The 11,197-nt window shown below is 73.5% G+C and carries 8 protein-coding genes; 6 read left to right on the top strand and 2 right to left on the bottom strand.

Going from position 1 to position 11,197, the window contains the following annotated elements; genetic code table 11:
- Positions 1-199: 199 nt before the first annotated feature.
- Positions 200-2,371 carry a hypothetical protein gene (locus ABD317_RS26935; RefSeq protein ID WP_344292837.1) on the bottom strand — a complete coding sequence of 724 codons (2,172 nt, stop codon included), beginning with the start codon at positions 2,369-2,371 and terminating at the stop codon, positions 200-202.
- Positions 2,372-2,673: 302 nt separating this feature from the next.
- Between ABD317_RS26935 and ABD317_RS26930 the strand changes: the two genes are divergently transcribed.
- Both ABD317_RS26930 and ABD317_RS26925 read left to right on the top strand, forming a co-directional pair.
- Entirely contained in the window at positions 2,674-3,231 is a 558-nt protein-coding gene (locus tag ABD317_RS26930) for a GNAT family N-acetyltransferase (protein ID WP_344292835.1), read from the top strand.
- 144 nt (positions 3,232-3,375) lie between these two features.
- Positions 3,376-4,326: a dienelactone hydrolase family protein gene (locus tag ABD317_RS26925; RefSeq protein ID WP_344292833.1), complete on the top strand. Its 951-nt coding sequence runs from the start codon at positions 3,376-3,378 to the stop codon at positions 4,324-4,326.
- 128 nt (positions 4,327-4,454) lie between these two features.
- Here the strand turns inward: ABD317_RS26925 and ABD317_RS26920 are convergent, their stop codons facing one another.
- Positions 4,455-6,569, bottom strand: coding sequence for an alpha-galactosidase (locus tag ABD317_RS26920; protein ID WP_344292831.1), 2,115 nt, complete (start codon positions 6,567-6,569; stop codon positions 4,455-4,457).
- Positions 6,570-6,701: 132 nt separating this feature from the next.
- Here ABD317_RS26920 and ABD317_RS26915 point away from each other — a divergent pair, with 132 nt between their 5' ends.
- From ABD317_RS26915 to ABD317_RS26900, 4 genes are all read left to right on the top strand, one after another.
- Positions 6,702-7,781 carry a LacI family DNA-binding transcriptional regulator gene (locus ABD317_RS26915; RefSeq protein ID WP_344292829.1) on the top strand — a complete coding sequence of 360 codons (1,080 nt, stop codon included), beginning with the start codon at positions 6,702-6,704 and terminating at the stop codon, positions 7,779-7,781.
- 31 nt (positions 7,782-7,812) lie between these two features.
- Complete coding sequence (locus ABD317_RS26910) at positions 7,813-9,138, top strand: ABC transporter substrate-binding protein (RefSeq protein ID WP_344292827.1); 1,326 nt, start codon at positions 7,813-7,815, stop codon at positions 9,136-9,138.
- A gap of 191 nt (positions 9,139-9,329) precedes the next feature.
- Positions 9,330-10,193: a carbohydrate ABC transporter permease gene (locus tag ABD317_RS26905; protein ID WP_344292825.1), complete on the top strand. Its 864-nt coding sequence runs from the start codon at positions 9,330-9,332 to the stop codon at positions 10,191-10,193.
- Between the two features lie 50 nt (positions 10,194-10,243).
- A complete protein-coding gene (locus ABD317_RS26900) occupies positions 10,244-11,059 on the top strand; it encodes a carbohydrate ABC transporter permease (RefSeq protein ID WP_425582446.1) in 816 nt (271 codons plus the stop codon).
- Positions 11,060-11,197: the final 138 nt, after the last annotated feature.

Raw genomic sequence — 11,197 nt, 5'->3', positions numbered from 1 at the left:
GGTCGCCCCCGGCCGCCGCCCCGGGAGCCGCGGGCGGCGGCGGGAGCGGCTGCTCCGGACGCCGCGCCGAGCGCGGCCGCCGCGCCCCCGGTCGCCAGGAACGTACGCCGCGACCATGGTGATGCCATCTGTGCCTCCTGGGCTGTGTGTGGTGGCCGCCGGTCAGGTGCGCAACGGCCCGGCTCCGCGCGCCCTGCCGCTACGGCGCCCGGCTGAGCCCCTCCCACCGGACGTGCCACGTCCCGTCCGCGGGGAAGCCCGGCGCGTCGCCCTCGGCGCCGTCCCAGCCGGCCACCATCATGGCCACCGCGTACAGCAGACCTCCCGGTCCGGGGAAGTACGGCGTGGGGACCCGGGTGCCGCCTACGGGGTAGCCGGCGTCGTCGAAGGCGAGGTTCTCGTGCAGCAGGAAGTCCACCGCGCGCCCGGGTTCGCCGATCCGCGCGGCGTTCATGGCCAGCATCGGGAAGTCCCAGCCCCACGCCTGGTCCCACGCCCAGTGGTCCCAGACCTTGCGGGCCGTGGCGCGCGCGGTGTCCACGTCGGCGCCGTCGCCCGGCAGCCAGCCGTAGACGCCGGTCACCGCCGGGTGGTCGTTGACGTAGTCGGTCCACATGTTCTCGGCGCGCTCGTGGGCGACGTACAGCCCGTCCCGTACGGGAAGCTCCGCCAGGCCGCGGCGCACGGCCTCCCACCGCGGCTCGGGCGGCAGCCCGAGGCGCCGCCGCCACTCGGCCGCCAGCCGCAGGCCGAAGCGCCAGTACGACAGCTCGAAGGCGCCGTTGACCGTGTCCCTGGGGTCGCTGTTCTCGGAGACCAGGTGCAGCGGCGGGCCGAGCACGTAACGGCCCGGCTCCTCCCGGTGGGCGTAGGAGGCCATGAAGTCGGCGGTGGCGAAGACGACCTCCCGCCACCTGCGCAGGGTCCGGCGGCGCGGGTGGGCCCGGTAGTCCAGCTCGGCGAGGAAGACGGGGTGGGGCTGCTGCCAGATCAGCAGCGCGTTGATCTCGCCGGGTCCCGCGCGCCCGCCGGGGTCGGTCATCTTCGGCCAGCGGGCGCCGCGGTAGCCCTGCTCGGCGGCCCGCTGCCGGGAGGAGTCCAGGAAGCCGCGGTAGACGTCCAGGCTGGGCCGGAGCAGCGGCCAGCGGTTCCACAGCGCGTAGTGGGCGCCGTGCCACCAGTACATCTCCATGTGGAACTTGCCGTACCAGCCGTTGTTCACCAGCCCGGACTCCTGCGGCGGGCTGCCCCCGGCCTCGTTGACGGCCATCAGGTACTGGCTCACCACGATCCTGCGCTCCAGCTCCCGCCACCGCGCGTCGGTGCTCCGCGAGAGGTCGACCACGCCGCCGGAGTCCCAGAACCGCGGCCAGGCCCGGGCACCGGCGTCGGCGACGGCCCCCGCGGCGGGCACCTGGGCGGCCTGCCGGGGGGCGAACAGGCAGGTCAGCTCGATGCGTTCGGACCGCCGTCCGCCGTGGCGGCGGTCGCCGAGCAGCAGGTAGCGGTGCGGCCGGCCGGGGACGGGCGACGGCGCCCCGGCGCCCGCCCAGGCGAGCCCCACGTGGTAGGCGGCGTCATCCAGCGTGTGGGCGATGTCCGCCCGCCCGCGGCCGAGGGTCCGCAGCCGGGTGGTGTGCGCCCCGGGGCGGTCCCACACGCCCACGTAGGGCGCGGAGAACTTGTCCTTGCCGCTGGCGTAGGGGAAGTCGAGGAAGACGCCCAGCCGCCCTTCGGCCACCAGCGGGGAGTCGATCTGCACGGCCACCGCGTCCAGGTCGGGGCAGCAGCTCGTCACCACCGACACCTCGCGGCCCTCCAGGGTGAAGCGGCTGCGCAGGATGCCGGTCCACAGGTCCAGCTCCTGACGCCGGTCCCGCAGGTCGGCCTCGGCCGCCTCGGTGCCGTCGGCGCGCAGCAGCCGCAGCCCGATGCGGGCGAGGTTCATCCGGTTCGGATTGGCCCGCAGCCACTCGGAGATCGCCGGATGGTCCGGGTCCTCGATGTCGTAGCGCACCGGCCGGCCGTGCGTGTCCCACACCTGCCCCCGGTAGTCGGCCGGGGTCTCCCCGGGCGGCAGCGGGTCGGTGTGCCAGCCCCAGTGGGACATGGTGGCGAAGGGCCGGAACGTCTGCAGACCGGTGATGTCCGCGCCGAACGCGAACTGCCCGTTGCCGACCTGCAGGGGTGTCTCCGGGTTGCCGGCGGTACGGATCACGGGATGCCGGGCGACGACGGCTCGGCGGTCGATCCGGCCGGGTCCGCGCCCCGGCGGGCGGGCGGCGGCGTCACCGATCCGCCAGCCGGCGACGACCGCGGCCGCGGCGCCGGTGACGCTGGTGCGTACGAAGGTCCGACGGTCGACTGCCATACATGCGCTCCCGGGGACGGAGTCATGTCGGAGGAAACGCTCGCTGAAACGTTTCGACGAGGACGGTAACAGCCGGGTAGCCGACCAACAATCCCTGCGGCAGGAGGTCTTGCGCGGAGGGGTCCGTTGCTCGCGGTTGGGGTGGTGGGAGTCGCCTCACGGCAGGCTCCAGGCTCACGGGCACTTTGTGAAACGATACAAGCAAACGCTTTCTCTCCCGCCTTCCCCCGGCCGGCCACCACCCGGCGCCTGGGCCGGATATGCGGTGCGCCGCCCGGCCCGCGGGACGCAGGATGGTCCGCATGACTCTGGCCACGCCCACTCTGCACACCGCCCGCCTGCGCCTGCGCCCCTTCACCGACGCCGACGCGAATTTCCTCTTCGCGCTGCACGGCAACGCCCACGTGATGCGCTACTGGGACTCCCCGCCGTGGCACGAACGGGCCCGCGCCGCCCGCTTCCTCGCGATGTGCCGGAAGATGGCGGACGAAGGCACCGGGGCACGGGTGGCCATCGACCGTGCTTCCGACGGGGCCTTCGTCGGCTGGTGTGCCCTGACCGAATGGAACCCGGACTACCGCAGCGCGTCGTTGGGGTACTGCCTCGACGAGCCGATGTGGGGCCACGGCTACGCGACGGAAGCCGCGCACGCCTTGCTGAGGTGGGCGTTCGACACCCTGGATCTGAATCGGGTCCAGGCCGAGGCCGATACGCGCAACGACGCGTCCGCCCGGGTCCTGGAGAAAGTCGGATTCGTGCGTGAGGGGACGTTGCGCGAAGACTGCGTCGTGAACGGCCAGGTATCGGACTCGTGGGTGTTCGGGCTGCTCAGGCGCGAGTGGCGGCCCTTCCCACACTAGGTTTTCCGCCCCGTGAAAGCACGGTTGCGCCCGCTACCCCAGACATTTAACGTCTCATCCGCCTGACCCGAGTACACAGTCCCGGTGTCCCGTGATCCGGCCCTTTATCGGCAAGCCACACCAGCGAGAAGGAGGAACACGATCATGCAACGCAGCAGCACCGGGACCGCGATGCCCGCGGGCTCCGCGGCCGGCCGCCGGGCCCGACCCCGTACCCGAAGCGGGGCGGGCAGGCTCGGCGCCTCCGCGCTCGCCGCCGTCCTCAGCGTCCTCATGGCGGTCGTCGCGATGCAACCCGCGGCCGCCCAGGAGGACTACCAGCGGGGCCCGGACCCCACCGTGGAGAGCGTCAGGGCCCAGCGCGGCACGTTCGCCACCGAGGAGATCAGCGTCGGGCCCGGCCACGGCTTCAACGGCGGGAAGATCTACTACCCCACCGACACCAGCCTCGGCACCTGGGGTGCCGTCGCTGTCGTGCCCGGCTACACCGCGAGCTGGGACGCCGAAGGCGCCTGGATGGGGCACTGGATCGCGTCCTTCGGGTTCGTCGTCATCGGCATCGACACCAACAGCCCCACCGACTGGGACGACGCCCGCGGCCGGCAACTGCTGGCCGCGCTGGACTACCTCACCCGGGAAAGCCCCGTCCGCGACCGCGTCGACGCCGGTCGGCTCGGCGTGATGGGCCACTCCATGGGCGGCGGCGGCGCCATCCACGCGGCCACCCAGCGGCCGGACCTCCAGGCCGCGGTCCCGTTCGCGCCCGCCTCGTTCTCGCAGGACGCGTCCAACCTCCAGGTCCCGACGATGATCATGGGCGCGCAGGACGACACCGTCATCACCCCGGGCGCCCTCGACCAGCTCTACGCCACGCTGCCGGCCGGCACCCCCGGCGCGTACGTCCAGCTCAGCGGCGGCGGCCACGGGTTCCCCGTGTGGGGGAACGTGAACGTCACGCGCCTGACGATCCCGTGGCTGAAGGTCTTCATCGACAACGACACCCGCTACACCCGGTTCTTCTGCCCGCAGATGGCGGACACCAGCGGCGTCGCCCGGTACCAGCACAAGTGCCCCTACGAGCCGGCGGTCCGGTAGCCCCACGGGCTGCGGCGCCCGCGCGCGCGTAACTGCCCTGACCGGGGCGCGAGTCCCGGTCAGGGCCAGGCCGCGGCCGCCCGCCGGGGAGGGGGTGCCGGTCCGCTGCCGCCGCCGGCGGCTCGTGGTCAGGTGAGCCGGACGAGTACGCAGGCCGGGCCCGGGCCCGGCGCCACGGTCAGCTCGGCGCGGTCCGCATCCCAGTCGGCCCTGACCGTCGCGCCCTCGGCCGCCGCGGCCGGGTACAGGACCTCGGCCCGTACGAGCCGGGCGGCCGGGTACGGCACGGACAGGGTGCGTACCGCGTCGCCGGCGGCGTCGCCCCTGCGCCACACCGACACGTACACCGGGCCGTTCCGCCCGTCGCCGGGGCGCAGGCCCAGCGCCAGCCAGTCGTCCGTCCAGCCCGGCAGGCCGAGCGGCCAGAACGGCACGGACCGCGGCAGGTCGCCGCGTATCTCCCGGTAGACCGCCACCGCGGCCCGCACCTGGGCGAACTGGTGCGGCGCCATGCGGTCCAGGTGGCCGGAGAGGTGGATACGGCCCAGCAGGGCGCCGCCGAGGGTGAGGAGGTTCTCGGCGTCGCTGAACTCCGGCTGCGGGTAGGCCCACACGGCACTCTGCTCCGGCGGTACGGCGGTGGGGGCGGCGGCGGCGATCGGCGGGTAGCGGAGCGGGTCCTGCTGGTCGCTGGTGGACTGCACCTGGGTGACGGCGAGCGTGGCGCCGTCCATGCGCATCCCGCCGGACGCGCAGTTCTCGATCACCAGGCCCGGGTGGCGGTCCTGCACCTCGGCCAGCCACTCCAGGTACGCGCGGGCGTGGCCGAGCAGTCCGCCGCCGGGCGACAGGTCGCCGGGGCCGGTGGTCCCCGGGGCGATCGTGATGTTGTAGTCGAGCTTGAGGTAGCGCACGCCCCAGTCGCCGACGATGCGGTCGACCGTCTTGTCGAGGTGCGCGCGGGCCGCCGGGTGGCGCAGGTCGAGCTGGTGGCGGCCCTGTTCCTCGATCCGTATGCCGTCGCGCTGGAAGAAGGCGTCGTCGGGCAGCGCGGCCGCGACCGGGCTGCGCACCCCGACCACCTCGGGCTCCAGCCACAGCCCCGCCGCCATGCCGCGCTCGCGGATGCGGTCGAGGACGGCCCGGATGCCGTCGGGGAAGCGGCGCCGCGACGGCTGCCACTCCCCCACGCCGTCCCACCAGCTGCGGGTGTCGTCGTACCAGCCGGCGTCGATGCAGAAGCACTCGGCGCCGGCCGCGGCGGCGGCGTCGATGAGCGGCTCCAGACGCTCCGCCGTCGGGTCGCCCATCAGGGTGTTCATGTAGTCGTTGAAGACCACCGGCAGCGTCGAGTGGTCCGGGTGCGGGCGGCGGACGGCACGCCGGTACGCGGTGAGCGCGGCCAGCGCGTCGTCGAAGCCGGAGCCGAGGGCCAGGGCGACGGGGACGGTGACGAACTCCTCGCCCGGGTCGAGCCGCACGCGCCACTGGTGCTCGGCGTCGGTGGGGCCGCCCAGCGACAGGTACGTGCCGCCCGCGAACTCGCCGGCGTCCCAGCACCAGCCGGCCGGGGACTCGACCTGCCACACCCAGGCCCGGCCGCTCTCCTCGGCGCCGCCCTCCTCGACGAGCGCACCCATGGGCAGGTGGCCGTCGCTGGGCCAGCTGCCGCGCCCGGCGAGGACGAGGGCGGCCCGGCTGTCGTGCTCATGAGCGGCGAGGCTGACGTCGGCGACCGCGTCGCGCAGCGGCTCGGTGTACCACCGGCACTCCGCGAGCCAGTCGTTGCGGGCGCGCAGCGCGGTCAGCCGGTCGGGGACGGGGAGGGCACCGAGGAGCAGGCTGCTGACGGACTGGACGACCACCGGCGCCCGGCCGTCGTTGCGCAGCCGGACCCGGGAGCGGAGCACGCCGACGCCGTCGGGCGAGGAGTACTCGACGGAGGCCGTCAACGCGAGGGCCGGGTCGTGGAGTTCGACGGTGAGCAGGTGCCAGGCGCCGTCCCGGGCCACGGTGTGCCGCCGGTGGCGAAGCCGTGCGCCCAGGGCCGTACCGGTGAAGCGGGGGCCCGACCAGGCGGCGCCGTGGCCGACGGCGGAGAGGTCGACGAGGGGGAGGGCCGCCGCGAGGCCCGTGCCGTGGGCCGCCCCCGCCCCGCCCAGCCCGGCCAGCCGCGGCACGCCGTCAGGGCCGCTGTCGAACTCGGCGGTCAGCGCCGCGTGGCCCCACGTCAGCTTCTCCAACGTCTTCCCCTCCGGTCCTGACGGGAGTCCGTCCGGAACCGGCCACGAGCCTCACCGGACGGGCGGCGTCCGTCGTGCGAATCCGCGTCACGGCCTCTTGACGGCCTCTGTGTGACCGGTCACAATCCTCGCATGAATGTGACCGGTCACACAACCCGGCCGGCGAGCATCCGGGACGTCGCCGACGCCGCGGGCGTCTCGTACCAGACGGTCTCCCGGGTCATCAACGGCCACCCGAGCGTCCGCCCGGCCACCCGGGACCGGGTGCTCACCGCCATCGAGGAGCTGGGTTTCCGCCGCAACGCGACCGCCCACGCCCTGGCCAGCGGCCGCAGCCGCATCGTGACCGTGCTCACCGCCAACACCACGCACTACGGCTACGCGTCGATCCTCCAGGGCATCGAGGAGGCCGCCCGCGCCGCCTCGTACGCGGTCGGGATCGGCGTGCTCGAATCGGCCGGCGAGGCCGCCGTCAAGGCCGAGGTGCAGCGTGCCTCGGACGCCGGCGGCGGCCTCATCGTGATCGCCTACGACCGCGCGGGCGTACGGGCCCTGGCCGCCGTCCCCGCCGGGCTCCCGGTGGTCGGCGTCGTCGAGACGCCCGCGAGCCCGCCCGGCGGGGAGAGCCCCTGGGTGTGGGCCGACGACCGCGCGGCCGCCCACGAGGCGACCCGCCACCTCCTCTCCCTCGGCCACGACACCGTGCACTACGTCGCCATCCCCTCCAGCACCCGCCGCACCAGCGCCCGCACCGCCGGCTGGCGGCAGGCGCTCAGGGAGGCCGGGGCCGCCGAGCCCCGGCCGCTGCAGGGGTCCTGGGGCCCGGCGGGCGGGTACGCCGCGGGCCGCAGGCTCGCCCGGGACCCGGCGGCCACCGCGATCCTGTGTGGCAACGACGACCTGGCCCTCGGGGTCATGCGCGCCCTGCACGAGGCGGGTCGCGCGATCCCGGACGAGGTGAGCGTGGCCGGCTTCGACGACTCCCCGCTCGCGGCGTACCTGACCCCGTCGCTCACCACCGTGCGGCTGGACTTCACCGGGCTCGGGCGGGCCGCCTTCGGCCTGCTGCACGGCGTGCTGGAGGAGTCCGCGACGGTGGCGCCGCACCCGGTGTCGGCGCCCGAGCTGGTGGCGCGGGAGAGCTCCGGCCCGCGGCAGCACCCCCCGCGACACACCCCGCGACAGCATCCAGGCGCCGTCCCCCCGACCTGACCGACCGTCCGACACGCAGCGAGGCAGAGCCGTGACGAAGAGACTCCTCCCAGCCCTGGCACTCATAGCCGCCGCCGTCCTGACCGCCTCCGCGTGCAGCGACCCCAGCGCGGGCGGCGGCGCGGACGACACCGCCGCGGGCCCCGAGGTGGACCCGACCGCCCGCCTGGAGGGCGTCGAACTGACCATGTGGACCGCGCAGAACACCGTCAACGCGCCCGAGCAGGTCGTCGACGCCTTCGAGAAGGCCACCGGAGCGGAGGTCTCCACCCAGGCCGTCCCCGACCTGTACGAGCAGAACGTGCCGACCAAGCTGGCCTCCGGCGACCGGCCCGACCTGATGTTCTGGCAGCCGTCCATCTCCACGCTGCCGTTCATCCGGCCCGAGCAGAACCTCCAGGTCCTCGACGGCGAGCCCTGGGTCGACGAGCTGGGCGGCACCGAGCGGTCCCTCGGCGTCATCGACGGCACCCGCTACGCCGCGATCGTCACGAGCCCCGCCATGCTGGGCGTCTACTACAACAAGGACGTCTTCCGCGAGGCCGGCATCACCGAGAAGGACCTCCCCCGGTCGTACGACGAGTTGCTGCAGCTCGGCCACCGGGTCGTCGACGAGACGGACGCGGCCGGCTTCTACGAGGCCGGCAAGGACCAGTGGCCCCTGCAGTGGCAGATGCAGGTCCAGCTCACCGACTTCGACAAGTCGTGGTGGGACCGCCTCAACCGCAACGAGGAGAAGTGGACCGACCCGGCCGTCGTGGACGCCGTCACGACGTACAAGGAAGATCTGCTCGACGCCGGGCTGGCGCAGCGGAACCACAGGACCGGCACGTTCACCGGACAGGCCGACGCCCTCTGGGCGGGTGACGCCGGCATGGTGCTGAACGTCACCTCCTTCCAGACCCAGCTGCAGGCCAAGCACACCACGGCCGAACTCGACGAGAGGATCGGCTGGTTCCCGATCGCCAACTCCTCCGCCACCGGCATGTACTCGCCCGACCAGACCAACGGCGTCGTCGCCTTCAAGACCGGCGACGAGCAGCGCGAGCAGGCCGCCCGCCAGTTCATCGCCTTCTGGCTCGGCCCGGACTACGAGGACTACATCGCCGAGATGAAGATCCCGTCCGTTCAGCCGGACGTGCCCGACCCCGCGGGGCTGCCGCAGACCGCCGTCGCGCAGGCGGAGCAGTTGCCGGACGCCATCGGCGTCTTCCAGGCGAAGGCCATCGTCGCCCCCGACACGCACATCTACCTCGCCGACATGCTCTACGGGAAGAAGACGCCGGAGCAGGTCGCCCAGGCCATCCAGGACCAGTTCGCGCAGGTGGCCAAGGCCCAGGGCGCGCCCGGCTTCTAGCCCGCCGCCGTCCGCGCACACCGCCGACCGGAGAGGACCGCGGGGGAGTTCCCATGGCGCACGCCGACACCACCGACCCCTCCGTCCCCGCGCGCCCTGCGGCGCAGGCGCGTGCGGAGACAGGCACGCGGTGGAGGAAGCAGCGGAGACAGCGGAGAGAGCAGAGACAGCGGCGGAGACAGCAGCGGCCCGTGGGGCGGCTGCCGCGCGCGGCCGTCACCCACCCCTGGTGGTTCGCGCTGCCGGCCATCGCCGTCTTCGGCGGCTTCTTCCTGCTGCCCAACCTGCTCAACTTCTTCTACCCGTTCACCGACTGGTCCGCGTACCACTCGGACGTCAGCTTCACCGGCCTCGACAACTTCCGGGCCATCGCCGACGACGGCTCGTTGCTGCGCTCGCTGCGCACCACGCTGCTCTACGCCGCCCTGGCCGCCCTCTTCCAGAACGGGTTCGGCCTGGCCCTGGCCCTGCTGCTGGAGGCCGACACCCGCTTCAACCAGTTCTTCCGCGCGGTCTTCTTCCTCCCGGTGCTCATCTCCGCGCTCGCCGTGGGCTACGTCTTCCAGGCCCTGCTGAACACCGAAGGCGCCGTCAACCAGGCGCTCGGCACGGAGATCCCGTGGCTGGGCTCCACCACCTGGACGCTGGTGATCGTCGGCCTGATCCACGGCTGGAAGTGGATGGGCCTCGCCATGCTGATCTACCTCGCCGGGCTCAAGGGCGTCCCCGGCGACATGCTCGAAGCGGCCCGGGTGGACGGCGCCGGCCCCTGGCGGACCTTCTGGGCGGTGCGCTGGCCCATGCTCGCGCCCGCCGTCACCTTCAACGTCACCACCTCGCTCATCGGCTCGATGAACACCTTCGACATCGTGCAGGCGACCACCGGCGGCGGGCCCGCCGCCAGCACCGAGGTCTTCAACATCTACATGTTCCGGATCTTCGGGCAGGGCCTGTACGGCCAGGCGTCCGCGATGAGCCTCGTGCTGTTCCTGGTGGTGGTCGCCATCGCCGTCCCGCTCGTCGTCGGGCTGCGCCGAAGGGAGCAGACGCTGTGACCGCGCCTCCCGCCCGGCCGCCGCGCGCCGCCGGCATCCGCGTCCCACCGCTGTGGCGCTACGGCCGCCCCGCCCTCGTGCTGCTGCTCGCCGCACTCGCCGTCGGCGTGCCGCTGTGGCTGGTCGCCGTCACCTCCGCCAAGCCGCAGGCCGAGGCGGTCCGGCCGAACCTCGACCTGCCGCGGCGGTGGCAGCCCGGCGGCAACTACGCGGACGCCGTGTCCCAGGGCGAGATGCTCCGCGGCTTCGTCAACTCCCTGCTGGTCGTGGTGCCCTCCGTGGCGCTCGTGCTGATCCTCGGCGCGGGCGCCGCCTGGGTGTTCGCGCGGCGCAAGTCCCGGCTGGTCACCGCGGCGTACGCGCTGACCATCAGCGGCCTGCTGCTGCCGCCCGCCGTCATCACCGTCGTCATGGAGCTGCGGCAGCTCGGCCTCGCCGGCACCAGGCCCGGCATGGTCGCCGTCTACACCGGGATGTACCTGTCCACCTCGATCTTCTTCATGACCGGCTTCGTCCGCACCATCCCGGCGGAGCTGGAGGAGGCCGCGCGTATGGACGGGGCGCGGCCGCTGCGGGTCTTCCTGCAGATCATCCTGCCGCTCCTCAGGCCCGTGATCGCCACCGCCACGATCATGGTGATGCTCTACGCCTGGAGCGACATGTTCTACGCCTTCTTCGTCCTGGGCGGCGGCGACCGGGCGACGCTGCCGCTGAACCTGTACCAGGTCGCGAGCGCCGAGCTCTACCTGAACAACTGGCACCTCGTGTTCGCGTACGTCGTGGTCATGAGCCTGCCCATGATCGCCGTGTTCCTCGTCGCCCAGCGAAAGATCGTGTCCGGCATCACCAGCGGAGCAGTCAAGTGACCGGAGGTCCAGCATGACACCCCCGCACGAACACGTTCGCACGCCCGCACCCGTCTCTCCGGGAGTCGGCCGGCGCCGCCTCCTCGCCGGCGGCGCCGCGGGGCTCGGCGCGCTCGCCGGCGCCGGGCTGGCGCCGGG

It is taken from the genome of Streptomyces synnematoformans (assembly GCF_039531005.1).
Lineage (GTDB): Bacteria > Actinomycetota > Actinomycetes > Streptomycetales > Streptomycetaceae > Streptomyces > Streptomyces synnematoformans.
The sequence above is the reverse complement of the archived record's forward strand: the minus strand, read 5'-3'. Positions and strand labels throughout refer to the sequence as shown.

Coding starts and splice junctions, on each gene's coding strand:
- ABD317_RS26935 (WP_344292837.1), bottom strand. CDS start 2,371: ATGGCAGTCGACCGTCGGACCTTCGTACGCACCAGCGTCACCGGCGCC.
- ABD317_RS26930 (WP_344292835.1), top strand. CDS start 2,674: ATGACTCTGGCCACGCCCACTCTGCACACCGCCCGCCTGCGCCTGCGC.
- ABD317_RS26925 (WP_344292833.1), top strand. CDS start 3,376: ATGCAACGCAGCAGCACCGGGACCGCGATGCCCGCGGGCTCCGCGGCC.
- ABD317_RS26915 (WP_344292829.1), top strand. CDS start 6,702: ATGAATGTGACCGGTCACACAACCCGGCCGGCGAGCATCCGGGACGTC.